The sequence below is a fragment of the Pseudomonas sp. D47 genome, assembly GCF_045447305.1.
GTDB lineage: Bacteria > Pseudomonadota > Gammaproteobacteria > Pseudomonadales > Pseudomonadaceae > Aquipseudomonas.
Map to the genome: position 1 here is coordinate 1 of NZ_JBJGXU010000077.1, position 22545 is coordinate 22545.

The window sequence follows — 22545 nt, forward strand, 5'->3', positions numbered from 1 at the left end:
TGGCGCGTTGAGCTGGGATTAATTCCTAAGCCGGCAACATCAAGAAGCCCTGACATGTTCAGGGCTTTTTTATGCTCCGTGATTTGAATAGGAGCTTTCTTACACCAAGATCATCCATTCAAGGGTTGATGTGAGTTTCAATGCTGAATAGTCTCGTCCACCGGTGCCTAAGAAACGCCCAACGTAGAAGCTAGCCACACTTACAGCCAAAATCCGCCTGATCTCATTCATGCGAACTTAATGCTGCTTTGAGGCCAGGCAAGTTGGAGTTTCTTAAACCCGCTCTCTACGTTGGGCTCCTGCCCTCGCGACAATCACGTAGAGATCATAGGAAATGCCTAGCCAATATCTGCTCGACTTGCCGACAGCCAAGAAGGTTGCCACGGCTGAGCCCTTTGTTGCCGTCGTTTTCACCCGCCAAAACCTTCAACTTCACACCCTCCTTTTAGAAAACCAACCCTGGTTCTGCGCGCGCGACCTTGGGCGTTTGATGGGCTGGTATCTAGATGAGCGAACGACGCGCAAGCTCGATGAAGACCAGCGAAGAACTCTAAAACTACTGTTTCACGGTCAGCCGCAAGAAATGCTGATGATCAGTGAATCCGGGGCTTACGCATTGCTGGTTTATCACTACACACCGGGGAATCGCCTACTGCGTAGCTGGCTGACTCATGAAGTAGTTCCGACGTTGCGGGACGAGCGTCAGCCTCGGACGATGGAGCGACCGTTGTTGAGCATGTTGGATTGGCCTGAGATGTCGTTGAACCTGCTGCATTGGCAGGATGAAGGTTGGATACGACTTCGGGATATGCCGTATTTGTTAGTGAATCGGTCCTATCGGGGAGAATCAACAAAGACTCTGTGGTGGCGCAAGCTCATTCAACCTTTCCGAATGAAGCAGCGATTTCACTAAATTCGACGACAGCCAAATCTGACCGATTCGTAGGAAATTTCGTAGACGCCATAATGGCTACTCAGTATCGTCCGAGGGTTTTCTACCCTCGGCGGCTGTATGGATACGCAAAAAAGTAATACCGGATGGAGCGATCAGGAGCTTGAAGCGTCCGTCGATGGCTATCTGAAAATGTTGAAGCTGGAAAGTCTCGGCCAGTCGCTTAACAAGAAAGCTGAACACGAGCTTCTGCGCGAGGGCGCTCTAAGCGATCGGTCCTTGGCGTCGGTCGACTACCGCATGCGCAATATTTCTGCTGTATTTGAAACACTGAATCAGACGCCAATTGCAGGCTACACAGCTGCAAATAATGTCGGCTCGGGAATCGTCTCTCGTATTCGTCGAATGCTTGAACAGCGCGGCATCGTTGAATCTGAAAACAACGCCCCCACGTTTGATGAAGAGCTATTGGAGCGGCGCGCGGCAAAGCTTCAAAGCAAACCCATCAAGACTAAGCCCGAAGGCATCGCCACGCCGCAACAGGTCAGCACAACCAGCACATCTTACGTCCGCGATCCGGAAGTGCGCGCTTGGGTGCGTCAGCAGGCGGCGGGTATTTGTGAGGGTTGCGGCCTACAGGCTCCGTTTACTCTAGATAACGGCCAGCCATTTCTTGAAGTACATCACGTCAAGCACCTCGCCCAGAAGGGTTCGGATCGCACCACCAATGCTGTAGCCTTATGCCCCAATTGCCATCAGCGTTGTCACCGGTCGAGCGACCGGGATGAATTCACCGCTGGGCTGTACTCGAAAATCAGTCGATTGATACAGGAGTAAAATCCTGCTGTCACACCTGATGCACGCTTAAAAAATATTAGATAGGACCGAGGCCAACCCGTGAACCCAGACATGCTCGAAGCCGGCCCAGTAGACGCCAAAGTACTTTCCGTCTTTGACTTCGACGGCACCCTGACCCATCACGATAGTTTCGTGCCGTTCCTCAAGTTTGCCTTTGGCCCCGGCGAGTTCTATGGCCGGATGGTCAAGCTGGCGGTGCCTGGGCTGCGCTTTTTGCTGCGGCAGATCAGCCGGGATGAGTTGAAGGCGCAGTTGATCCGCACCTTTATGACGGGGGTGGAGAAGGCGTGGGTGCAGCAGAAGGCCGAAGAGTACTGCCAGCGCAATTGGGCGCGGTTGATGCGCCCGGCAGGGGTGCTCTCGGTGGAGCAGGAGCTGGGCTCGGGGGCGGTGGTGACGCTGTGTTCGGCGTCGCCTGCGTTGGTACTGCAGCCGTTTGCGAATCGGTTGGGGATCAAGTTGATTGGCACTGAGCTTGAGGTGGTCGACGGGGTGTTGACGGGCAAGCTCACGGGGAATAATTGTCGCTGTGAGAATAAGGTGCTGCGGCTTGAGGCGGTGTATGGGGATTTGGGCGAGTATCGGCTGCGGGCTTGGGGCGATACGCGTGGGGATCGGGAGTTGTTGGCGGCGGCGCAGGATGCGCATTTTCGGCATTTTCATGCGAAAAAGAAGCGGGCTCGGTTGCAGCGGTGATGCAGGTGGATGGGGTCGGCGGGTGGACCGAGTCGATCCGATCGCTGCCTCGCTGGGGCTCGAGAGCTCCCACATTTTGATCGGTGCAGGGCTGGGTGGCGCACTCGCATGAGGTGCTTGGGGGTCGATGCAGGTGGATGGAGTGGGCAGGTAAACCGAGGCGATCCCATCGCTGCCTCGCTGGGGCTCGAGAGCTCCCACATTTTGATCGGTGCAGGGCTGGGTAGCGCACTCGCATGAGGTGATGGGGGTCGATGCAGATGGATGGGGTCGGCAGGTGGACCGAGGCGATCCCTTCGCTGCCTCGCTGGGGCTCGAGAGCTCCCACATTTGAGCTTTGTAGGCTCATTGATCAGTGTTCGGTGGGGTTTAGATCGGGGCTTTGAGGTCTACGCCCAGGGCTGTGGCGAAGGCTTTTAGCATCGCGCTTCTTGGCGCGTTGTGGCGCAGGATCAGGTTGAATGCGGTGCTCAGGTGAACCTGTTCCGGGCACAGTGCGCGCAGGCGCCCTTCCCTTACCAGTGGCGCGGCGTAGTGTTGGAAGCGGCCAGTGACGACGGCTTCCACTTGTGAGGCCGAGGCGGACTGGCTGTCGTAGGTGACGAAGTTGGCCTTGTCGCGGTGGATCGCGTACCGGTGGTTGACCACTTGGTATTGGCGCAGCACATCAGGCTTGCCTGCGATTGCGGTGGGTCAGCTTGCCTATACCTGACTTGATACTCCGCTATCGCAGGCAAGCCAGCTCCCACATTTTTGATCTCCGTAATAAAGGATATTTGCGTAATATCCAGCAACTCATCTCACGGACCCGAGCCCCATGAAATTCGACACGGCCTATAGCCTGAGTCTCGACGAAAAACTGTCGATCTACGACGTACGAGATCTGAATTTCGACGAAACCAGCCCTTTCGACTCCGACAAGGACAGTTTCCTGTGCCCCAACGACGAATGCCGCGCAGCGTTCGATGCGGGCAATGCGTTGAGCACCTTCAACGCGAAAAACGTCAACTACCAGCGCACGCCGCACTTCAAGAACAAGGCCAGCACCCAACACATTGATGGCTGCCGCTACGCCAGTACGCACAAGAGCGCGACCGGTGAAAGTGACGACGAGCGCGAGGACAATTTCCCATCAGAATTTGTACTGACGCGGCGTCAGTACCCACGCAAAACACCACTCGCGGGCACCGAGGGACACGTCCCGCAGGATCCAACGAAAGCGCCTTCGCCCCGCACCGCCACCTCCCACAGCGCCAGCGACACCACCCCGGACAAAACCAGCGTGTTCGCCCACCCGGTGGAATGCTATGTGTCGAATATCGACGACAAAGACAAGCTCAAGGCCATGCCGCTGAAGATCGGCGAGCACACCGCGACCTACTGGACGTTTTTCAAGAAGGTCGAATACCTGCAAGACAACAAAGGCCTGATCTACTGGGGCAAGATCAAAGCGATCAAGGACTACACCAGCAGCTTTCGCATCGACTTCGAAAAGAAGGTGTGGCTCGACAAGAAACCCTATTCGGTCAACGTCTACCTGAGCAAAAAACTCATCGAGAACTACCGCAAGCGCAATGCATTCCTGGAGCAGATCAAGGCGGCGGTGGACAGTGAACGGGCGTTGTATTGCTTCTTCTATGGTGTGACGCCAGCGTTGCAACAGGTGCCGAGCAAGAAAAACCCCGAGCAGACCTTCGGGGTGTTCAGCGCGAATATAGAAAACCTGGATCACCTGATCATTCGGGAGGCGCCGGGGCTGCAAGGGCATTAGGGGATAGAGCGTGACCGCTGGCTTTGCCGATATTTTTCACGTGCCTGTTGAGCGTTCGCAGCATCCAAACCACCCACTGCCGTCAACCAATAAATCAGCATTTCTTCCTCGGGCCAGCCATAGCCCTTTAATCCTGTAATGGTTCTGGGCGTCCGGTTAATGGTCGCGTCATACCGGCGGGTGCTCCAGGGTTGCGTCACAAAGTCGAAGTCTTCGGCATCCCATTTGAAAATACGCAGGATTTCGTTGATTTGCCCTTGACTGCTGCGGTCGCCGCGCTGGACCAGGCGATAGGTGTTCCCCAAGTCGCTCAATAGCCGGTCATACGCCTGTGGTTCGATCATATCCAGCACATCACACTTCAAGGCCAGGTCCATGACGCCATCGATCCAGCGATGGGTAAATGCATGCACAAAGCCCGCGTGGTCGGCCTTCTTCATATCGAAGAACAGCATGCTGTAGCGCGTTTTCAAGTGGATCGCCACCAGCACATGCTTACGCTTAACAGTCGCGGCGTGGACCAGCCACTGGTTAGGGTCTGCGTGTAGCCCTTCATCCTCGGCACTTGGAATCGGCGGCTTTTCAACTGGGGTTATTTTTTTCCCTTTGTGAATGCGGCTGAAGAAGTCGCAGGCGGCCTGCGAGCAATTGAATGTCAGCACTCTGTGCTCCTGTATAAAATAGTCAGCATTGAGTGTGCCCATTAATCGAGGGGTGGTCGCTCTTCAACCCACTCAAGCTCATAGGGCTGGATGATGGCCTGAAGGCGTTTCTTCGCTGAGCATCGCCAGCTCGGCATCGGTCAGAAGGTCGTGACGCACCATCAACGCCAGACACGAACAGGCCCACGCGCGACTGTAATGGTCAAACATATCGGCCATGTCCCTGTTGCGGTCGTAAATCACGCCGTACAACATTCCTTAGCGAGTATGAGCGGGCAGAGCACCGTGCATGCTGATGGTCTTGGCGTCGGCCAATACGCCCTGGCAAAGCGGTCGAGGGCCAACGCCCTTAACCTTTGAATTTCTTCCAATCGCTTTCAAAAATGGACATCGCGCCTTCCTCTGGTACGCCCAATCGCACCCGGATTTTCCTATTGATACATGAGCGCTGCAACCTCCTGAGCTCATCATGGAGGCCGCAGGGGTAGTCATGATGAAAAATCCAGTTGATGAGCGGTCAAAACAACTGTACAAAAACACAGCATAGTTTGCCCTCCCCCGTCGAACCTGGAGAAACCCCATGTCCTCTCTGGCAATGAGCTCTTTCGTAGAACAGCAGATCGTCCTGCATCAATTCACCACCAAACACAGCGTGCAGGCCCGCGCGATGCTCGGTTGGAGCCGCGAAGAACTGGCCCGACAAGCCGGGTTGACGGTGGAAGCGGTACAACGCTTTGAAAGTCAGGGTGATGTGGATGATGACACTCGCCTGGCATTGGCCTTTCGGCTGGAGGCTGAAGGGCTGGTGTTTTTTCCGGGGTTTGCGCCGGGGTGGGGGATGAGTGTGCGCGGAGCGTCACTCAAACCATCAGCGCCTGTGGCTTATGAGGCGGCAGAGTAAATTATTTACTCGCACTCACGCTTGTCCCTATTTAGGTATGTCGTCTCATGAGTCCATGGAAGCCACTCCTATGGGTGGGCGGCAGTAAAAAAGATCTTCAGTTGATGCCCGGTTCTGTTCAGGACGTGTTTGGTTTTGCACTGCACCTCGCTAAAGAAGGTGGCAGGCACTCACAAACCAAGGCATTGAAAGGATTTGGTGGTAACGCGGTATTGGAAATTGTCGAAGATTTCGACGGCAGCACTTATCGGCGGGTGGCGGGTCCACTGCGAGCGATTGCGCACCCTGTCGGATGATCGAGTACATGCCATAAGCAACGCCAACCATAAGGTCTCTCCAGGGTTCAGAAGTCATCAAGGATCAAGGTTGACCCGTTGACCATTCTAAGAACCCCAGCCCCTTCCAGACGTTAGAACCCTAGCCACTTACAGCGTAAGAGGGGTTAGCACGCCACGTAGTTGATCCTCGCCCCCTCACACGTTAGCGCTGAGCTGTCGATACGCACGCAGCAACGTGGGTAACGCATCACGCGACCACTGAGCGCCATAAAACCAGAGCTTCGTCCCACCGGCCAAAGGCACGCTGAACGAGGGATATCCGCTTACGCAAGCGTCATGAAACGCGGCACTTTGATCTTCAGACATCAACGCATCAAGACGATGCCCGGAAACAAGTTCGTCGATTTCATTACGTTGCAGAGTGAATTGGAGGGTGTGATCCTTACGTCGTGCGTTCACCGGCACCAACTGCGCCCCGGCCTGGCGCAGGATGTCGAAGGCTCCACGCAGCGCCGCGCTGTGTTCCATGGGCTCATCAAGCACGTAACGGTAAGCGAACCCAATACGCCAACCCGAAAGCAGCTCGGAGGCGGTGAAGGTGGTGTTATTCAGCACAAAGGGGACTTCTTCCATCACCGGCCCTGTGGGATCGATACCACTTAAGGCAATGAGTGATAACGAAGGATCTCGCAGCGACCTCAGATGCGGAGCCAAGGTGTTATAGCCGGGAATTAGCGCGACGCCATCATGGTGCCCGGCGCCGAAGACAATACCGCCCGAGTTTGGCTTATCCGTTTGAGAATGGGTTGATGCGAGCGGCGAACCGACCGGTTCCTCGGTCAAGGGCAATGAATGCCCTATCGGGCACGGCAACCTCATGCACCAATGCACCCTACAATAGTTATCCATCAAAACCTACACCCCCGAGAATAGTCTGCCCGGGATCATCGCACTCCCATCTGACGTTTGTCGCAGAGCTGAAACACCCTGAAAAACCCTTTTTCCAGAACGCTTGGCCTTACCCCGCAGCGTGCTCTTTTACACCCTGAGTTTCCACGTCCAGCCACCACGCATGCCCGCGTTCAGGCTGGTTCAAACTGAACGCCTGCCCCATCGCCGGGGTGGTAATCGACACGTTGCGCTCCCAGGCCAGGGCCATGATGCGGTCGAAGGGTTCGTGCCAGGCGTGGAACGCCAGGTCGAAGGTGCCGTTGTGAATCGGTAGCAGCCAACGCCCTTTCAGGTCGATATGCGCTTGCAGGGTTTGTTCCGGCTGCATATGCACATGAGGCCAGTCGACGTTGTAAGCACCTGTTTCCATCAGCGTCAGATCGAACGGGCCGTAGTGTTCACCGATACGTTTGAAGCCGTCGAAATAGCCCGTATCGCCACTGAAAAAGATCCGCCGCGCGCCGTCGATCATCACCCAGGAACACCACAGGGTCTGGTTGCTATCAAACAGGCCACGCCCGGAAAAATGCTGGGCCGGCGTGGCGACAAAGCGAATGCCGTCCACCTCGGTGCCTTCCCACCAATCCAGTTGCCGCACTTTGCTGGCGTCCACACCCCACTTCACCAGGATGTCGCCCACGCCCAGCGGGGCGAGAAAGTATCGGGTTTTGTCGGCCAGTTGGACGACAGCCTTGTGGTCGAGATGGTCGTAATGGTTGTGGGAAAGAATCACCGCCTCCAGCGGCGGCAAGTCTTCAAGGCTGATAGGCGGCTGATGAAAGCGCTTGGGCCCGGCCCAACTGAAAGGCGAGGCGCGCTCGGCAAACACCGGGTCGGTGACCCAGAATTTACCGCGCATTTTCAGCAGCACAGTGGAATGCCCCAGGCGAAACACGCTGTGGTCAGGGGCGGCCAGCAGTTGCTCGCGCGTCAGTGGTTGCACCGGAATCTTGCCTACCGGCCGCGTGCTGCGTGGCTTGTTGAAAAGCATGTTCCAGAAAATCTGCAACGTCTTGCCAAAGCCACCGTGTTGCACCGGGGCGTCGTTGCTGAAGTGCCCTTGCGCCTGTTCGGCAGGCTTGAGTGCCGTTGGCGCTGGGTCGAGTCGGCTTGAAATCGTGGCCATAACTGAGTGACTCCTACATTCCGCTCTATAATTACACTGCACAGTGTAGTTTCTAGATTGCAACAAATCCCGGAGCAAGTAAACTACCGAGTGTAATTTTCCTTTTAGAGTCGAACGCCCTCCATGACTGCTCCCCTGCGCCTCACCGACCGTAAACGCGAAGCCATCGTGGCTGCGGCCATCGCCGAGTTTCGGGTTAACGGGTTCGAGGTCACCAGCATGGACAAAATTGCGGCCACCGCCGGCGTTTCCAAACGCACGGTGTACAACCACTTCCCCAGCAAGGAAGAGTTGTTTGCCGAAATCCTCCACCAATTGTGGGCCAGCAGCGTTGCACAACTGGACGTGAGCTACACCAGTGACCGCCCCCTGCGCGAGCAATTGCGCGGCTTGCTGCAAGCGAAGATGAAGATGATGGCAGACGCCAACTTCCTCGACCTGGCCCGCGTCGCGATTGCCGCCACCATCCATTCGCCGGAACGCGCGCAAGATATGGTCAACCGCCTGAGCAAGCGCGAAGAAGGTTTCACCCAATGGGTACGCGCCGCCCAGGACGATGGGCGGCTGCGCTGCACCGACGCGGCCTTCGCAGCCCACCAGATACAAAGCCTGCTCAAGGCCTTCGCCTTCTGGCCCCAGATCACCCTGGGCCAGCCGGTCCTTGACGACGCCAGTCAGGCCAGCGTTATCGAGTCGGCTATCGACCTGTTCCTGGCCGGCTACGAAGTCAGCGCGCCCTGCCCGCAGTAAAAGCCTGTTGCAGGCGCGACATTCCAGGTCGTTTTTAGCCGATTTGCACGCAGTGCTGCGCAAATGGCCTGGAAGGACACTGATTATTGCTACGCGAATAACTGACAATATTCACAACTATTATCCGATCAACGGTTCCAACCGCTGACGCATGCTGTCGTATCTGCAAAAAAGAGCTGACCTGGAACATTATGGAAAACAGACGAGGCAAAGGGCTTTCATTTGCCAGGCGTATCTACAAGCCAAGGATCATCGGCCTGGGCATCGGTTGTATCAGTGTCGCTGGCGCGCTTTACCCTCTGGCAATGCCCGGCTGGGTCTGGGCGTTTCTGCTATTTAACGGTTATATCTGTGCCCACGTGGCCTACCAGCTTTCAACGCGTTCGCAGTTTCCCTTCCAGGCCGAACAACGCAACCTGCTCTACGACTCACTGTTCGGCGGTTTCTGGGCCGCGGCTATCCAGCTCACGCCGCTGACGACGGTGACCATCCTGTCAATGATGACCATGAATAACGTCGCTGCGGGCGGCAAGCGTTTGTTCCTGCGCGGGCTGCTGGCACAGGCCGCCGGCATCGGGTTGGCGTGGGGGCTGTTCGGGATCAAGTTCAACCCCAACGTCAGCCTCACCCAGGTCTACACCTGCCTGCCGATGTTGACGCTCTATCCGATGGCCATCGGTATGGTCTGCTATCAGTTGGCAATCAAACTGTCCGAACACAAACGCGCCCTGAGCGCCCTGAGCCGCACGGACAGCTTGACCGGGTTGCTCAACCACGGCTCCTGGAAAGACCTGCTGCACTTGAAATTCCACAAATGCCAACTGCAACAAAGCCACGCCACCATTGCCCTGATTGATATCGACCACTTCAAGCAGATCAATGACGCCCACGGCCATATCGTGGGGGATGCCGTACTGAGGCAACTGAGCCTGGAACTGCGCAAAGTCCTGCGAGAAAACGACTTGGCCGGTCGTTACGGTGGCGATGAATTCTGTGTGATTCTTCCGCAAATGCCTTTGCAAGCAGCCGCGAAGGTCATGGAGCACATGCGCGAAACATTCAGTAACTACCGCAACCCGCAGATACCCGAGCTGCGCGTGAGCCTGAGCATTGGCCTGGCGGACTTCCAGCCCACCTTCAGCGATGCCGCGATGTGGCTCAACGCCGCGGATCGCGCGCTGTACGCGGCCAAGGACACCGGTCGCAACCGAGTGAATGTCAGCGACTATGTAATGGCCCATTCCGCCTAAGTCGTCCTACAACATCTCGTCTGAATTCTCTTACGCCAGCCTGCCGCAATAGCATAATGCCTCCATTGGTCGCTTCCCCTGAAAATGCCCGTTCCGGCGGCGAACTTCTTGACCGACCGATCACTCTGACCCCGTTGTTCCACCCCACTCTGTCAGCACAAGGAAGCTGACAATGAGCAAGTCAACCGTAAGGCCTGGTGCCCTACGGGGGCAGGCGCATATTCATGGATACCTCAGACGCGTGGTTCCCCGAGCCTTCGAACATGCTATTCAACGCCCATAAAAAAACCATCAGTACCCTGCAACACACCAACGCCCAACACGTCAGCCTGCTGGAGGCCATCGAGCGCTCCATGGCAGTGATCGAATTCGACCTGCAAGGCACGGTGTTGCGCGCCAATGACAACTTCCTCAAAACCATGAGCTACCGCGCCGAACAGATCGTGGGCCAGCCTCACCGGATGTTCTGCACGCCCGCCTTCAGCCGCAGCGCCGAGTACAACCAGTTGTGGACGCAATTGCGCAATGGCCAATTCCAGTCAGGCACCTTTGAACGGGTGGCCGGCGATGGCCAGTCGGTGTGGCTGGAAGCCAGCTATAACCCGGTGCGCGATGACACAGGCCAGGTCATCAAGGTGGTGAAGTACGCCATGGACGTCACCCCACGCCTGCAGGCCGAAAGCGAAGCCAATGCCAAGCTGGGCGCCATCGACCGCGCCATGGCGGTGATCGAGTTCAATCTCGACGGCACCATCATCACCGCCAACGACAATTTCCTGCAGCGCATGGGCTACAGCCTGGCGCAGATCCAGGGCAAGCATCACCGCCTATTCTGCAAGCCGGAGCTGGCCAACAGCGCGACATACGACGATTTCTGGAAACGCTTGAACCAGGGCGAACTGTTCAGCGGCCAGTTCGAACGCATCGACAAAAACGGCCAGACGGTCTGGCTCGAAGCCAACTACAACCCGGTGTACGACGCCAGTGGGCGCCTGTGCAAAGTGGTGAAGTTCGCCTCCGACATTACCGCCAAGGTGCAGCAACACACCGCCGATGCCGCCAGCGCCGCCCAGGCTTATCACATCTCCTTGAACACCCGGGACATCGCCGAAAAAGGCGCCAATGTGATCCAGCAAACCGCCAGCGGCATGCGCGAAATTGCCGCTGACATTGACGGCTCTTCACAACTGATCGCCAAGCTGGGCGAGCGTTCGCAGCAGATCACCGCCATCGTCAACACCATCCGCGGCATCGCCGACCAGACCAACCTGCTGGCCCTCAACGCCGCTATCGAAGCGGCGCGCGCTGGCGAGCAAGGCCGCGGCTTTGCCGTGGTCGCTGATGAAGTGCGCCAACTGGCGGCACGCACCAGCGGCTCGACGGCGGAAATCTCCAGCATGATCGCGATGATCCAAGAGGAAACCCGTCAGGCCATCGACAGCATGGAAGGCACTCGCGACCGTGCCGCACAGGGTGTGGAGCTGGCCAACCAGGCCGGGACGGTGATCCTGCAGATTCGCGAAGGCACTGGCGAGGCCGTACAGGCGGTGAGCGCGTTTGCCAATGAGCGGGGCACCAACTGACCCGATCTTCATGTGTTTGGCCCGGGGGCTCGGTCTATAGTGCTGACTAGTCTTACGCTAAGGATTCGAGCCCGCCATGACCCCAGACAAGCCAGACGCCGCCCCCGTCGATCACCTGCGTTTCCACCGAAGCCACGCGCACCTGATGTCGACCTTCGGCAACGACACTTTTGCCCTCAAGGCTGAGGCGTTCGCACGGTTCTTCGGGACGCCGACCTTCCTCGGCGCGCAAACTGTGATCGTGTTGGTGTGGATAGTGCTGAATATCACCGGCATCACCCACTTCGACGTGTACCCGTTCATCCTGCTCAACCTCGCCTTCAGCCTGCAAGCAGCGTATGCCGCGCCGCTGATCCTGCTGGCCCAGACACGCCAGGCCGCCCGCGACAAAGCCCAGTCCGACGCCGATGCCCAGCACCGCGAAGATATCGCCATTGCAAACACCGAGCGCCAAGCCCAAGCGGCGCAGACCACCAAACAGCTGCTGGAACTGCTGGAGCAAAACACCCGCCTGACGGAAATGACCAAGCAACTGACCGAACGCATCGAAAGCCTGACCTGCGAAATGCATGATCAGTTTGTGCGCAAAACCTGAAAGTTTCCCGTGCGAACGGGCTTCTTGTGGCGAGCGGGCTTGCCACAGTAAGCCGCTCGCCACAGCTAGCCACTGGGCAACCGCACATGCCGCCCCAGCTCATCAAACAACGTGACCACCGAACGCAGCGCCCGGCAGTCCGGGCGCGTCAGCAGCCACAGTGCGCTATCCCGCCCGGCCAACGCAGGCCCCAACGGTTGCAAGCCATCGCCCAAGAGAAAATCCGGTAACGCCGCCACGCCCAACCCCGCACGCACCAGTTCGGTGACCGACAACATGCTGTTGCAGCGATAACTGGGGCGCACGCCCGGCAAGTGCTCGCGGCGCCAGGCGACCGTGGGGTGATCGGGCAGGAAGTCGTCCGGCGCGATCCAGGGCAGGTCTGCCAACTCGCGGCCTGCATGCTGGCGCACAAAACCGGCACTGGCGCACACCTGATAGGCCACCGTGCCCAGGCAACGCCCCACAAGGTGCTCCGGCGGCGTCTTGGTCAGGCGCAGAGCGATGTCCGCATCGCGGCGGCTGAGGTTGGCGAAATCATTCGAGGTGCTCAACTCCAGGGTCAACGCCGGGTACTCGGGCATGAACTGCGCCAACGCCGGCAGCAGCAAGCCTTGCAATACTGAGTCGGTGCAGGTCAGGCGCACGGTGCCGCTGATCACTTCACCGCCCTGCTCCACGCCAATGCGCGCCGCTTCCAGGGCCTGTTCGGCGTTTTCGGCCTGCTGCGCCAGGTGACTGGCTAAGCTGGTGGGCAGGTAACCGGCGCGGCTTTTTTCAAACAGGGTCTGGCCCAGGGCCGCCTCCAGCCGCCGCACCGCACGGAACACCGTGGATACATCCACCCGCAATAACGCCGCCGCCCGCGCCAGGGTGCCGCCGCGCACCAAGGCGAGGATCAGCGACAAGTCTGGGTAGTCAATTTGATAGTGCGTGGCTGCATTGAGCATGTGGGCAAACGCCAATTTTGATTGCGTGAGCGCCAATCTATAGTGCGTACCAAGACACAACAAGCCATGGGGCCTACACGATGAAAGCCAGCACCCTGCACCTCGCCCTGATCGGCGACTACAACCCTGACGTGATTGCGCACCAAGCCATTCCCGTGGCGCTGCAACAGGCGGCCGAAGCCCTGGGCCTGAACGTCCACGTGCAATGGCTCGACACAGATTCGCTCACACCCAACACCCAACTGCACCGCTTCGATGGCTTCTGGTGCGTGCCCGCCAGCCCCTACCGCGACACCGACGGCGCACTGCGGGCGATCCGTTTTGCCCGCGAGCACAAGCGCCCTTTCCTCGGCACCTGCGGTGGTTTTCAACACGCGGTGCTGGAATATGCTCGCAACGTGCTGGGCTGGGCGGATGCCGAACACGGCGAACTGGCCCCACAGGCCAAACGCGCAGTGATCACGCCACTCAACTGCGCATTGGTGGAGGCGACCGATACCGTGCGCCTGGTGCCGTACACCCGCATCGCCGAGGCCTACGCCAGCCTGGATATCCATGAAGGTTACCGCTGCCGCTACGGCATCAACCCCGAGTTCGCCAACGCACTGCTTGAAGGCGACTTGATTGCCAGCGGCCACGATTCGGCGGGTGATCTGCGCGCCATGGAGCTGCTGGACCACCCGTTTTTCGTCGCCACCCTGTTCCAGCCTGAACGCGCCGCGCTCAAAGGCACTACCCCGCCGTTGGCGACTGCCCTGCTCCAGGCCTGCCAGGCGCTGGCACGATGATCGCCAACACACCCGCCCCGCCCTACTACGCGGTTATTTTCAGCTCACTGCGCACCGAGGGCGATCAAGGCTACGGCCAGGCCGCCGCGCGCATGCTGGAGCTTGCGCGCGAACAACCGGGGTTTCTTGGGGTGGAATCGGCCCGCGAAGACGGCTTGGGGATCACCGTGTCCTATTGGCAGAGCGAGGCCGCGATACTGGCCTGGAAACAGCAGGCCGAGCATCGCGAGGTGCGCGAGCAAGGTCGCGCCAGCTGGTACTCGGCGTTCCACACGCGCGTGTGCAAGGTGGAGCGGGCGTACGCCTTCCAAAACTGAAATGCTTACCCCTGTGGGAGCCAGCTCCCACCTTTGATCTTTATTGTCTGCAAAAACGACATTCGCTTAGCTGACCAAACTGCGCAACGCACTGATCTGCGGGATCTCCACTCGGCGCATATACACGCGCAACGGCTCGGTGATGTTGATGCGATCGTCGATGTTCTGGTCCAGCAGCAATTGCAGGCGTTCGCGCGATAAGGTCATCGCGTGGTCGGCGGCCGGCAGCCAGACAAATTCGGCGGTGGGGATGATGCCGTCATCGGCCACGTCCATGCCGAAGGAATCTTCGCTGAAACGTACGATGTACTGGCCAGTTTTGCGGTTCAGGCCGACAAACCCGTGGAGTTGGTCGGCGGCCTGGCAGATAAGCTCGGACGTGATGCGCATGGTAAACCTCACTGAAAAGTCCCACAGGGACTGGAAAGATGGTTTACACGCGTGGCAGAAATCACTGCCCTCTAACGGGGCAATTCGGCCAAGAATACTGCAATGCAGCACAAAAAAACCCAGAAAAATGGCCCGCGCGCACGTTAATGTCGGTTTGGTGATAGCGCCTTTCGCAATCAATTGTTAAAAAGGATGCCTTCTCAAAGTTACCTCCACGAAAGGACTTCGCTTATGCCTGTCACGTTTTCCAAGAGCGCCCTGCTGCTCGCGCTGATGCTCGGCCTTGGCCAGGCACAGGCTGGCGACCCGATCAGCCCGGCTGAATTGTCGACAAACGAAGGCATTCCGTACCCGGCCGTCATCGCCCACCGCGGCGCTTCCTACGACGCCCCCGAATCCACCGCCGCTTCCTACAAGCTCGCACGCGACCTGGGTGCCGACTACCTGGAAATGGACCTGCAGCGCAGCAAGGACGGCGTGCTGTTCGCCCTGCACGACAACAACCTGCAGCGCACCACCGACGTGGCCACCAAGTTCCCGGAGCGCAAAGACGCCCCGGCCAACGAATTCACCTGGGCTGAATTGCGCACCCTGGACGCCGGCAGCTGGTTCAACACTGCCTACCCAGACCGCGCGCGCCCTGCTTTCGTCGGCCTGAAAATCCAGAGCCTGGACGAAATCATCAAGATCGCCGAAGGCAACCCGCAGCACAAACCCGGCCTGTACATCGAGACTAAAGAGCCCAAGCAGTTTCCGGGCATCGAAGCCGACCTGAAAAACAAGCTGCTGGACAAAGGCTGGTTGAGCTCCGCCGGTTCCAAGCTGGGCAAGAGCAACACCGGCGTTGGCCAGGGCAAGGGCCGCGTCGTGCTGCAAACGTTTGAGAAAGACAGCTTGAGAGAGCTGCAAAAAGAAATGCCCAACACCCCGAAAATTCTGCTGTTGTGGGTCGGCCCAGGCAGCATCGAACCGAAGTCCGCGCAGACCTTCGCCGAGTCCGGCGAGCCGACCAAGGCCGCCTACTACGCCAAGCAAGAGCCGAAAGACGCCGCCGAGTTCGAAAAATGGGTCGACGAAGCCAAGAGCCTCGGCGCCATCGGCACTGGCCCATCGGCCGAGCTGACCAACTATGGCGACCAGAGCTACACCGACCTGGTGAAGCCTGAGATGAACAAGCTGACCCACGACAAAGGCCTGCTGGTGCACGTCTATACCGTCGATGAGCCGGTGGACTTCGAGAAAGTGATGAAAGCCGGCGTCGATGGCATCTTCACCAACCGCGCCGCCGAGCTGCTGAAGTTCTACAAGCGCTGGCCGTCGTCGAGTGTGCAGGACCTGCTCAAGGACAACGGCTACTGAGTGAAACCCGAATGGTCAGGTCGCCTGTGGTTGGGGCGTGATTACGGCCTGATCCTCGGCGAGCTGGGGCGCACCGCGCCCCACGCGCACTATGCCCATCAGTTATTGTTCTGCCCCGGCAAGCCGGTCACGGTCAGCCTTGATGGCCGTGTCACCACGGCCCATCGCCTGTTTATCCCTTCGCGACACAGCCACGCCATTCTCGCGAGCGAGGGTGAGGTGTTGATGCTGTATGCCGAGCCTGCCCGCTTTGCGGCCCAAGCCTTGGAACGCCTGTTGATCGATGCGCAACCGTGCCTCGAAACGCTGGACGTGCACCTGCGCCAATTACCCCGACGCCCCCTCATCGACCCGCGCGTGGAGCGGGCACTGTCAGCCCTGGATCAACACCTTAGCGGCAAGGTCTCTGCCCAGGCACTGGCACACGCCGCACACCTGTCATTGAGCCAATTGGAACGCCTGTTCACTCACCAATTGGGCTTGCCCGTGCGCCGCTTGGTGCTGTGGCGAAGAGTGCGCACAGCCCTGCGCCTGGCGCTGGCCGGCAGCAGCTTGACCGAGGCCGCGCACACTGCGGGCTTCGCCGACTCCGCGCATTTTTCGCGGACCATGAAGCAGATGTTTGGCGTGACGGCGGGCGCGTCGCTGCGCCAGTTGGACGTGCGCCTGTTAGCGTAGTGCGTCCGGCAACGGCGGTTCTTGGCTATAGCGCACCGGCATAAACGGCTCGCGCAACTGCGCCGCATACGCCAGCGGAAAATCCGGCCGGCTGCCAATCCCCAGGTCGCCTGGGCCCATGCGATAGGCCTCGCGGTAAAACGCCGTGCCCAGCAGCCAGTCCCACAGGTTGAAGAACAGCCCGAAGTTCACATCCCCAGCCCGGCCATACTTCATGTGATGGAACCGATGCACCGGCGCCCAGGCGAACACCCAGCGCAACGGCCCCAGGCGCATGTCGACGTTGGCGTGCTGCAACAACAGCTGAATCGCAATGGCCAACGCCAGTAGCTGCGCAACCTCCACCGAAATCCCCAAGAGGATCAGCGGCAGCAAGCCTGCCGTGGCCTCCAGTATCTGATGCAAGGGATGCTTCATCAGCCCATTAAAACCATAGAGCCGCTGCACGCTGTGGTGCACCGCATGCAAACGCCAGAGTGGCGCAACCCGGTGGCTGGCGTAATGCATCAGGGTGATGCCGGCATCGGCAAGGACGATGGCCAGCAGCAATTGCGCCCACATCGGCCAGCCACTCGGCCAAATGCCTTCGAACGCCAGCAGGCCGGTGAGCCACGGCAGTATCAACAGGCCCAGGGCGTTCAGGCTTTCGTTGACCAGCGCGTGGAACGTATCGCGGCGTCGGTCGCCGAGGCTGCGGTTCCATTGCGGCTCATAGGGCAACCAATGTTCGGTCAAAAATGACACGGCCAGCGCTGTCGCAAACACCCACACCAGCGCATCGGGTTGCCACAGCCCCCATCCCACAAATCCCAGCAGGAATACAGGCGCGTAAAGCCAAGCCACTAAACGTTTCATCCGAGTCTCCCTTTAAGTGAGCCCCCAGCATGAAAGCCGCCAGGCACAGCGGATTGAACAAATGGCGCAACTAGTTGAAATAATTAAGGGTGAGTTAAGTTGCGCTGGTTAACCTGAGCCCACTTAAACAGCTCACCGAAGAAGGACACACCATGAAAACCCTGACTGCTCTGTTCGCCGCTACCGCCCTGACCCTGACCGCCGGCCTGGCCCAGGCGGATGTTCGTCCGGATCACATTGAAGGCCTGCTCAAGTCCGGCGCCGTGATGCCTTTTGAGCAACTCAACACCAAAGCCGTCGCCACGCACCCTGGCGCCACCATCACCGACACCGAGCTGGACCACAAAAACGGTGTACTGGTTTACGAAGTTGACGTCACCGACACCGCTGGCAAACGCTTTGAAGTGAAGCTCGACGCCAAGACCGGCGCCGTGCTGGAAAACAAGCAAGACACCTGAGTTCCAGCGCCAAAAAAACCGCGCCACTGTTTAAGTGGCGCGGTTTTTTTATGCCTGCTCGAAACCAAGCGCTGGAAAAGTACCCAGCTAGTTAATGAAATTACACTTACAACGCGCAAGGTCGCTAGAATCCCACTCATTGGCCTGGGCGCTCCGCTCACCTCCTTGCGTAACGAGATCGCTGCATGGCGCAGAAAGCCGTCGACATCGCCACCATTGGCCGCATCAGTGCCGTACCCGCGATGCTCAAAGTCATCAGCGACATGACCGGCCTGCGCTTTGCCGCCGTGGCCCGGGTGACCGAGGACACTTGGACCGCCTGCGCCGTGTTCGACCAACTGGAGTTCGGCCTCGATGTCGGTGGCGAGCTGGACCTGACCACCACGATCTGCCACGAAGTTCGCGGCTCCCACGTGTCGGTCGTGATCGACAAGGCCAGTGAAGACCCGCTCTACCACGACCATCACACCCCGCGTATGTACCAGTTTGAAAGCTACATCTCGGTGCCGGTGTTCCGCACCGACGGGCGCTTCTTTGGCACCATCTGCGCCCTCGACCCTAACCCCGCAGAGCTGCGCAGCAGCACGATCCAGTCGACCATGGAGTCGTTTTCCCGGGTGCTGTCCTTGCAGATCGAAGCCGAAGAAGCCCTGCAAACCACCCAGGCGCAATTGCAGGAAGAACGCGGCACGGCCGAGCTGCGCGAGCAGTTCATTGCGGTGCTTGGGCATGACTTGCGCAACCCACTGTTCGCCATCAACTTCGGTGCCGAGCGGTTGCTGCGCAAATACGCCAACCCGGCGACCGACCCGCTCGTTCGGCACATCCTTGCCAGCGGTCGACGCGCTTCGCAACTGGTCGAGGATGTCTTGGATTTCGCCCGCGGGCGCATGGGTAACGGCATTCCGCTGAATATCGGCGATTGCCAGGGCCTGCAGGATGCGTTGCTGCATGTGGTGTCGGAGGTGCAAAGCGTGCACCCGCAGCGCGTGATTCATGCCCAGATCGGCAACCTTCAAGGGGTAAAAGGCGATCGCGATCGACTGGCACAGTTGCTGTCCAATCTGGTGGCCAACGCTGTCCACCACGGCAGCAAGGATGGCCCGGTGGAAGTCACGGCGCTGATTGAGCACGGCCACCTCAAACTGACGGTGAAAAACACCGGGCAGATCAGCGAACAAGCCTTGCCCCGGTTATTCCAACCCTACTCACGCCCGGTGACCAACACGCCCCAGGCCGGCCTTGGCCTGGGGTTGTATATCGTCAAGCAGATCGCCCAGGCTCACGGGGGTGAACTGAGCGTGTCCACTGATGAGCAGCACGGCACCGTGTTCAGCTTCAGCCTGCCGATAGGCTGATCAGGCGCCCAAACGCGCCGTCACTTCATTCAGCTCAGCCGACAAACCACGCAGGTTCTGGCTCGCCGCTTCAGTGCGCTGCACGTTGTCCATGTTCGCCGTGGCCACCGTGGTGATCTGGGTAATATTGCGCGAGATATCCTCGGCCACCGAGGTCTGCTCTTCCGCGGCCGTGGCGATCTGGCGATTCATGTCACGGATCGCCTCCACGGCCTGGGTGATGTGATTAAGCATGGCACCGGCCTGGGAAACTTTTTCCACGCTGTCATCACTGCAGGACTGGCCGCTGACAATCGCCTCGGCCGCATCCACCGCACCGGTTTGCACCGCGTGAATAATCTGGTTGATCTCGATGATCGACGCCGCCGTGCGTTGCGCCAGGCTGCGCACTTCATCGGCCACCACCGCAAAACCACGGCCCGCCTCACCCGCCCGCGCCGCTTCAATCGCGGCGTTGAGCGCGAGCAGGTTGGTCTGTTCGGCGATCCCACGGATCACCTCGAGCACCTTGCCGATGCGCACGCTGTCGGTTTCCAGGCGGCGGATGATGGTGCCGGTGTTGAGGATTTCATTGCGCATCTGGCCGATGGTGGCGATGGTGACCTTCATCACTTCCCCGCCTTCGCGGGCCGAATGATCCGCCTCGTCGGCGGCGCGCGAGGCACTGGCGGCGTGGCGGGCAACTTCTTGGGCAGTGGCGGACATCTCGGTCATGGCCGTGGCCACTTGGTCGGTGCGGTTGAATTGTTCGTGGGTGCCGTTTGCCATCTGCCCGGCAATCGAACTCAACTCGCCGCTGGCGCTGACCAGTTCGGTGGCGCTGCGCTGCAAGCGGCTGAAGGTTTCGGCGAGGAAGTCACGCAAGGTATTGGCGGCGGCCGCCAAGTGGCCCAGTTCATCCTGGCGGCGACTGGCGACGCGTTCGGCAAACCGGCCGTGACTCAGTTGCGTCACGTAGTCGATCAAGCCACGAATCGGCAGGATCAGGTTGCGGTTGATCAGCCACAAGCTGAACAGGCCGATCAACACACCCGACAGCAACATGATTGCCAACCCCACCATGACCGTGCGCTCGGCATAGGCGCTGATGGCTTGGGATTGCTGGCTGCCCTGCGCGCGCAAGTCACTGACCAGCGCGCTCATCTGGTCGCTGGTGGCGCGGTCCACACCTTTGACGGCGGTGTCGCCGACAGTCGGGTCCCCACCCGCCGCTACGTAGGCATCGCGCCCCTTTTGGTAAGCCACACCCAACTGCAGGTGTTCCTGGCGCAGGCTATCAATGCGCCGGCTCAGGCTTGGGTCGTCCTGGGTCTGGGTGACCAGCCGAGTGAGGATGCCCTGCACATCGCGTTGCCGGTCCTGGAACTGGCCCCAGTATTTCTCCATGTCCTGGGGCTGTTTGCCGCGTAGCAGGACGTTTTTCCATTCCTGCACTTGTACCTTGAATTGCAGGTTGGCTTCATCAATCAGTTGAGACGTGAGCAAGGGCCCTTCGATCAAACTGCGATAACTTTGCACGCCGTTAGAGAGGAAGTTGAAACAGGCCAGGGCGATCAACAAGATCGCAAGCAGACTGCCACCGAGCAGCGACAAAATTTGTGCTCTCAAGGAAGTACGCAAAATGTTCATGGGGAAAGCCTCAAAACAAGGAAAAGGTGCAAGCACGCCATAACATCCCTGTCATCAAGGCTCAGCCCATTCGCAGCGGGCCTTGTGCTTGGAGTCGGCCGTGCTAGAGGCTTCTTTAAGGATTCCAGACCGACGGTCAATAAAATGTCATCTCCAGGAAATACATCATAACCCGTCACAAAATTGTCAAATTACCTTGCAATGATTCGCCCACGCGAACCTGTGAAACGTCCTACAGGCGCTTTCTCTGCGAGCCTCCATGAACCACAGCATCGACCACGGCCACCAGGATCCCGATCTGTTTGGCCTGCTTTACGGTTTCCGTTTTCGCCCTGGAGAAAAAGGCGAGCAGATTGATTCAGCCACCGCGCTGGCGGCTTTGCAGGCACCACAAGACCCGGAAGAATTCCTTTGGCTGCACCTGAACCTGGCTCACGCCGCGTGCGAGCGCTGGATGCAGACGCACCTGTCGTTGCCGGATGAGTTTTTTGAAGCGCTGCACGAAGGCTCACGCTCCACGCGTATCGAACACGTCGACTCGGCCTTGCTGGCGGTGGTCAACGACGTGGTGTTCAACTTCAGTAGCATGGTCTCCTCGGATATTTCCACGCTGTGGGTGTGCGCCCGCAGCCGCTTGCTGGTGAGTGCGCGCCTGCAACCGTTGCACTCGGTGGACAAATTGCGCTCGTCGGTGAAGGCCGGTGAACGCTTTCGCTCGCCACTGGAACTGCTGGTGCATTTGTTGCGCGACCAAGGCGAAGTGCTGACGCAGATCGTGCGTAAGACCAGCCTCAGCGTCGACCATATCGAAGACCAGTTGCTGTCTTCGCGCCTGTCCACCAACCGCGCCGAACTGGGTGCCGCGCGCCGAGTGCTGGTGCGTCTGCAACGCCTGCTGGCGCTGGAGCCGGGCTCGTTGCTGCGCCTGCTCAATCGCCCGCCGCAGTGGCTGCAAAAAGAAGACGTGAAGGAGTTGCGCAAATCCACCGAGGAGTTTGCGCTGATCATCAACGACCTGACGGCCCTGGGTGAGCGCATCAAGTTGTTGCAGGAAGAGATCGCCGCCAACCTCAACGAGCAAAGCAACCGCACGCTGTTCACCCTCACGGTGGTGACGGTACTGGCATTGCCGATCAATATCATTGCCGGTTTTTTCGGCATGAACGTGGGGGGGGTGCCGCTCTCGACTGACCCGGAGGGGTTTTGGATTCTGGTGGCGTTGGTGGCGACGTTTACCTTGATTGCCGGGCGCTGGGCGTTTCGCAAACGCAAAGATTACTGACCTTGGCATGCAATCAAACTGTGGGAGCTGGCTTGTGTGGGAGCCAGGCTTGCCCGCGATGCAGGCACCTCGGTCTTTCAGAGACGCCGCGGTGATGCTATCGCAGCATAGGTATCTACACATTTTTTTATGGGTTGAGTTCTTTGGTTGTCGTGGGGGCGCTGGGTG

General features: G+C 59.0%; 25 protein-coding genes and 1 pseudogene. 17 read left to right on the forward strand and 9 right to left on the reverse strand.

Going from position 1 to position 22545, the window contains the following annotated elements:
* Window positions 1-334: 334 nt before the first annotated feature.
* The 3 genes from ACI77I_RS28620 to ACI77I_RS28630 all read left to right on the forward strand — a co-directional run bounded on the left by ACI77I_RS28620 (window position 335) and on the right by ACI77I_RS28630 (window position 2446).
* The gene (locus ACI77I_RS28620) at window positions 335-913 is read left to right on the forward strand and encodes a Bro-N domain-containing protein (RefSeq protein ID WP_094950483.1); all 579 of its coding nucleotides are present in this window, start codon (window positions 335-337) and stop codon (window positions 911-913) included.
* Window positions 914-1012: 99 nt separating this feature from the next.
* The gene (locus ACI77I_RS28625) at window positions 1013-1729 is read left to right on the forward strand and encodes an HNH endonuclease (protein WP_094950482.1); all 717 of its coding nucleotides are present in this window, start codon (window positions 1013-1015) and stop codon (window positions 1727-1729) included.
* A gap of 72 nt (window positions 1730-1801) precedes the next feature.
* Complete coding sequence (locus ACI77I_RS28630; RefSeq protein ID WP_406999542.1) at window positions 1802-2446, forward strand: HAD-IB family hydrolase; 645 nt, start codon at window positions 1802-1804, stop codon at window positions 2444-2446.
* A 369-nt stretch (window positions 2447-2815) separates the two neighbouring features.
* On the opposite strand, the pseudogene ACI77I_RS28635 reads toward ACI77I_RS28630, so the two are convergent.
* Window positions 2816-3118, reverse strand: a pseudogene (locus ACI77I_RS28635) (LysR family transcriptional regulator); the annotation flags it as partial.
* A gap of 145 nt (window positions 3119-3263) precedes the next feature.
* On the opposite strand from ACI77I_RS28635, the gene ACI77I_RS28640 reads away from it, so the two are divergent.
* A complete protein-coding gene (locus tag ACI77I_RS28640; RefSeq protein ID WP_406999524.1) occupies window positions 3264-4217 on the forward strand; it encodes a hypothetical protein in 954 nt (317 codons plus the stop codon).
* Here the strand turns inward: ACI77I_RS28640 and ACI77I_RS28645 are convergent.
* Both ACI77I_RS28645 and ACI77I_RS28650 read right to left on the reverse strand, forming a co-directional pair.
* Window positions 4214-4879 (reverse strand): DUF6933 domain-containing protein, encoded by a 666-nt coding sequence (locus tag ACI77I_RS28645; RefSeq protein WP_406999526.1) that lies wholly within the window; start codon window positions 4877-4879, stop codon window positions 4214-4216. The two genes, ACI77I_RS28640 and ACI77I_RS28645, sit on opposite strands and share 4 nt — an antisense overlap.
* Window positions 4880-4957: 78 nt before the next feature.
* A complete protein-coding gene (locus ACI77I_RS28650; RefSeq protein ID WP_318654892.1) occupies window positions 4958-5122 on the reverse strand; it encodes a hypothetical protein in 165 nt (54 codons plus the stop codon).
* Window positions 5123-5459: 337 nt separating this feature from the next.
* Between ACI77I_RS28650 and ACI77I_RS28655 the strand changes: the two genes are divergently transcribed.
* Together ACI77I_RS28655 and ACI77I_RS28660 are read left to right on the forward strand one after the other, a co-directional pair.
* Entirely contained in the window at window positions 5460-5780 is a 321-nt protein-coding gene (locus ACI77I_RS28655) for a helix-turn-helix transcriptional regulator (protein ID WP_242152142.1), read from the forward strand.
* A 47-nt stretch (window positions 5781-5827) separates the two neighbouring features.
* On the forward strand, window positions 5828-6076 hold the full coding sequence (locus ACI77I_RS28660; protein WP_256589304.1) for a type II toxin-antitoxin system RelE/ParE family toxin: 249 nt from the start codon (window positions 5828-5830) through the stop codon (window positions 6074-6076).
* 177 nt (window positions 6077-6253) lie between these two features.
* On the opposite strand, the gene ACI77I_RS28665 is transcribed toward ACI77I_RS28660, so the two are convergent.
* The gene (locus ACI77I_RS28665) at window positions 6254-6901 is read right to left on the reverse strand and encodes a hypothetical protein (protein ID WP_406999528.1); all 648 of its coding nucleotides are present in this window, start codon (window positions 6899-6901) and stop codon (window positions 6254-6256) included.
* Window positions 6902-7076: 175 nt separating this feature from the next.
* Window positions 7077-8135 (reverse strand): MBL fold metallo-hydrolase, encoded by a 1059-nt coding sequence (locus tag ACI77I_RS28670; protein ID WP_406999530.1) that lies wholly within the window; start codon window positions 8133-8135, stop codon window positions 7077-7079.
* Window positions 8136-8258: 123 nt separating this feature from the next.
* Here ACI77I_RS28670 and ACI77I_RS28675 point away from each other — a divergent pair, with 123 nt between their 5' ends.
* The 4 genes from ACI77I_RS28675 to ACI77I_RS28690 all read left to right on the forward strand — a co-directional run bounded on the left by ACI77I_RS28675 (window position 8259) and on the right by ACI77I_RS28690 (window position 12313).
* On the forward strand, window positions 8259-8885 hold the full coding sequence (locus ACI77I_RS28675) for a TetR/AcrR family transcriptional regulator (RefSeq protein WP_094953045.1): 627 nt from the start codon (window positions 8259-8261) through the stop codon (window positions 8883-8885).
* Window positions 8886-9076: 191 nt separating this feature from the next.
* Window positions 9077-10135 (forward strand): diguanylate cyclase, encoded by a 1059-nt coding sequence (locus tag ACI77I_RS28680; protein ID WP_406999532.1) that lies wholly within the window; start codon window positions 9077-9079, stop codon window positions 10133-10135.
* 263 nt (window positions 10136-10398) lie between these two features.
* Window positions 10399-11718 carry a methyl-accepting chemotaxis protein gene (locus tag ACI77I_RS28685; RefSeq protein ID WP_406999544.1) on the forward strand — a complete coding sequence of 440 codons (1320 nt, stop codon included), beginning with the start codon at window positions 10399-10401 and terminating at the stop codon, window positions 11716-11718.
* Window positions 11719-11794: 76 nt separating this feature from the next.
* Window positions 11795-12313 carry a DUF1003 domain-containing protein gene (locus ACI77I_RS28690; protein WP_094953042.1) on the forward strand — a complete coding sequence of 173 codons (519 nt, stop codon included), beginning with the start codon at window positions 11795-11797 and terminating at the stop codon, window positions 12311-12313.
* 65 nt (window positions 12314-12378) lie between these two features.
* Here the strand turns inward: ACI77I_RS28690 and ACI77I_RS28695 are convergent, their stop codons facing one another.
* The gene (locus ACI77I_RS28695; RefSeq protein ID WP_094953041.1) at window positions 12379-13263 is read right to left on the reverse strand and encodes a LysR family transcriptional regulator; all 885 of its coding nucleotides are present in this window, start codon (window positions 13261-13263) and stop codon (window positions 12379-12381) included.
* An 80-nt stretch (window positions 13264-13343) separates the two neighbouring features.
* Between ACI77I_RS28695 and ACI77I_RS28700 the strand changes: the two genes are divergently transcribed.
* Both ACI77I_RS28700 and ACI77I_RS28705 read left to right on the forward strand, forming a co-directional pair.
* A complete protein-coding gene (locus ACI77I_RS28700) occupies window positions 13344-14051 on the forward strand; it encodes a CTP synthase (RefSeq protein WP_094953040.1) in 708 nt (235 codons plus the stop codon).
* Complete coding sequence (locus ACI77I_RS28705; RefSeq protein ID WP_094953039.1) at window positions 14048-14368, forward strand: antibiotic biosynthesis monooxygenase; 321 nt, start codon at window positions 14048-14050, stop codon at window positions 14366-14368. The genes ACI77I_RS28700 and ACI77I_RS28705 overlap by 4 nt, the downstream gene beginning before the upstream one ends.
* 66 nt (window positions 14369-14434) lie before the next feature.
* Here the strand turns inward: ACI77I_RS28705 and ACI77I_RS28710 are convergent, their stop codons facing one another.
* Window positions 14435-14758 carry a DUF2025 family protein gene (locus ACI77I_RS28710; RefSeq protein WP_094953038.1) on the reverse strand — a complete coding sequence of 108 codons (324 nt, stop codon included), beginning with the start codon at window positions 14756-14758 and terminating at the stop codon, window positions 14435-14437.
* 231 nt (window positions 14759-14989) lie between these two features.
* Here ACI77I_RS28710 and ACI77I_RS28715 point away from each other — a divergent pair, with 231 nt between their 5' ends.
* Together ACI77I_RS28715 and ACI77I_RS28720 are read left to right on the forward strand one after the other, a co-directional pair.
* A complete protein-coding gene (locus tag ACI77I_RS28715) occupies window positions 14990-16117 on the forward strand; it encodes a glycerophosphodiester phosphodiesterase (RefSeq protein WP_406999534.1) in 1128 nt (375 codons plus the stop codon).
* Entirely contained in the window at window positions 16118-16795 is a 678-nt protein-coding gene (locus tag ACI77I_RS28720; RefSeq protein ID WP_406999536.1) for a helix-turn-helix domain-containing protein, read from the forward strand.
* Here the strand turns inward: ACI77I_RS28720 and ACI77I_RS28725 are convergent.
* Window positions 16787-17650 (reverse strand): sterol desaturase family protein, encoded by an 864-nt coding sequence (locus ACI77I_RS28725; protein WP_406999538.1) that lies wholly within the window; start codon window positions 17648-17650, stop codon window positions 16787-16789. The two genes, ACI77I_RS28720 and ACI77I_RS28725, sit on opposite strands and share 9 nt — an antisense overlap.
* Before the next feature lie 152 nt (window positions 17651-17802).
* Here ACI77I_RS28725 and ACI77I_RS28730 point away from each other — a divergent pair, with 152 nt between their 5' ends.
* Together ACI77I_RS28730 and ACI77I_RS28735 are read left to right on the forward strand one after the other, a co-directional pair.
* A complete protein-coding gene (locus ACI77I_RS28730) occupies window positions 17803-18108 on the forward strand; it encodes a PepSY domain-containing protein (RefSeq protein WP_094953035.1) in 306 nt (101 codons plus the stop codon).
* A gap of 185 nt (window positions 18109-18293) precedes the next feature.
* Window positions 18294-19466 (forward strand): ATP-binding protein, encoded by a 1173-nt coding sequence (locus ACI77I_RS28735; protein ID WP_406999540.1) that lies wholly within the window; start codon window positions 18294-18296, stop codon window positions 19464-19466.
* Here ACI77I_RS28735 and ACI77I_RS28740 read toward each other — a convergent pair whose 3' ends face one another.
* Complete coding sequence (locus tag ACI77I_RS28740) at window positions 19467-21095, reverse strand: methyl-accepting chemotaxis protein (RefSeq protein ID WP_263273874.1); 1629 nt, start codon at window positions 21093-21095, stop codon at window positions 19467-19469. It lies immediately after the preceding gene.
* 259 nt (window positions 21096-21354) lie between these two features.
* Between ACI77I_RS28740 and ACI77I_RS28745 the strand changes: the two genes are divergently transcribed.
* A complete protein-coding gene (locus ACI77I_RS28745; protein ID WP_094953032.1) occupies window positions 21355-22377 on the forward strand; it encodes a transporter in 1023 nt (340 codons plus the stop codon).
* The last annotated feature ends 168 nt before the right edge of the window (window positions 22378-22545 follow it).

What these genes read in the sequence shown, in the direction of transcription:
- ACI77I_RS28660 (WP_256589304.1), top strand. Translation starts at nt 5,828, where the DNA reads ATGAGTCCATGGAAGCCACTCCTATGGGTGGGCGGCAGTAAAAAAGAT.
- ACI77I_RS28725 (WP_406999538.1), bottom strand. Translation starts at nt 17,650, where the DNA reads ATGAAACGTTTAGTGGCTTGGCTTTACGCGCCTGTATTCCTGCTGGGA.
- ACI77I_RS28655 (WP_242152142.1), top strand. Translation starts at nt 5,460, where the DNA reads ATGTCCTCTCTGGCAATGAGCTCTTTCGTAGAACAGCAGATCGTCCTG.
- ACI77I_RS28735 (WP_406999540.1), top strand. Translation starts at nt 18,294, where the DNA reads ATGGCGCAGAAAGCCGTCGACATCGCCACCATTGGCCGCATCAGTGCC.
- ACI77I_RS28715 (WP_406999534.1), top strand. Translation starts at nt 14,990, where the DNA reads ATGCCTGTCACGTTTTCCAAGAGCGCCCTGCTGCTCGCGCTGATGCTC.
- ACI77I_RS28685 (WP_406999544.1), top strand. Translation starts at nt 10,399, where the DNA reads ATGCTATTCAACGCCCATAAAAAAACCATCAGTACCCTGCAACACACC.
- ACI77I_RS28690 (WP_094953042.1), top strand. Translation starts at nt 11,795, where the DNA reads ATGACCCCAGACAAGCCAGACGCCGCCCCCGTCGATCACCTGCGTTTC.
- ACI77I_RS28625 (WP_094950482.1), top strand. Translation starts at nt 1,013, where the DNA reads ATGGATACGCAAAAAAGTAATACCGGATGGAGCGATCAGGAGCTTGAA.
- ACI77I_RS28710 (WP_094953038.1), bottom strand. Translation starts at nt 14,758, where the DNA reads ATGCGCATCACGTCCGAGCTTATCTGCCAGGCCGCCGACCAACTCCAC.
- ACI77I_RS28675 (WP_094953045.1), top strand. Translation starts at nt 8,259, where the DNA reads ATGACTGCTCCCCTGCGCCTCACCGACCGTAAACGCGAAGCCATCGTG.
- ACI77I_RS28730 (WP_094953035.1), top strand. Translation starts at nt 17,803, where the DNA reads ATGAAAACCCTGACTGCTCTGTTCGCCGCTACCGCCCTGACCCTGACC.
- ACI77I_RS28640 (WP_406999524.1), top strand. Translation starts at nt 3,264, where the DNA reads ATGAAATTCGACACGGCCTATAGCCTGAGTCTCGACGAAAAACTGTCG.
- ACI77I_RS28700 (WP_094953040.1), top strand. Translation starts at nt 13,344, where the DNA reads ATGAAAGCCAGCACCCTGCACCTCGCCCTGATCGGCGACTACAACCCT.
- ACI77I_RS28695 (WP_094953041.1), bottom strand. Translation starts at nt 13,263, where the DNA reads ATGCTCAATGCAGCCACGCACTATCAAATTGACTACCCAGACTTGTCG.
- ACI77I_RS28680 (WP_406999532.1), top strand. Translation starts at nt 9,077, where the DNA reads ATGGAAAACAGACGAGGCAAAGGGCTTTCATTTGCCAGGCGTATCTAC.
- ACI77I_RS28705 (WP_094953039.1), top strand. Translation starts at nt 14,048, where the DNA reads ATGATCGCCAACACACCCGCCCCGCCCTACTACGCGGTTATTTTCAGC.
- ACI77I_RS28630 (WP_406999542.1), top strand. Translation starts at nt 1,802, where the DNA reads ATGCTCGAAGCCGGCCCAGTAGACGCCAAAGTACTTTCCGTCTTTGAC.
- ACI77I_RS28670 (WP_406999530.1), bottom strand. Translation starts at nt 8,135, where the DNA reads ATGGCCACGATTTCAAGCCGACTCGACCCAGCGCCAACGGCACTCAAG.
- ACI77I_RS28745 (WP_094953032.1), top strand. Translation starts at nt 21,355, where the DNA reads ATGAACCACAGCATCGACCACGGCCACCAGGATCCCGATCTGTTTGGC.
- ACI77I_RS28740 (WP_263273874.1), bottom strand. Translation starts at nt 21,095, where the DNA reads ATGAACATTTTGCGTACTTCCTTGAGAGCACAAATTTTGTCGCTGCTC.
- ACI77I_RS28620 (WP_094950483.1), top strand. Translation starts at nt 335, where the DNA reads ATGCCTAGCCAATATCTGCTCGACTTGCCGACAGCCAAGAAGGTTGCC.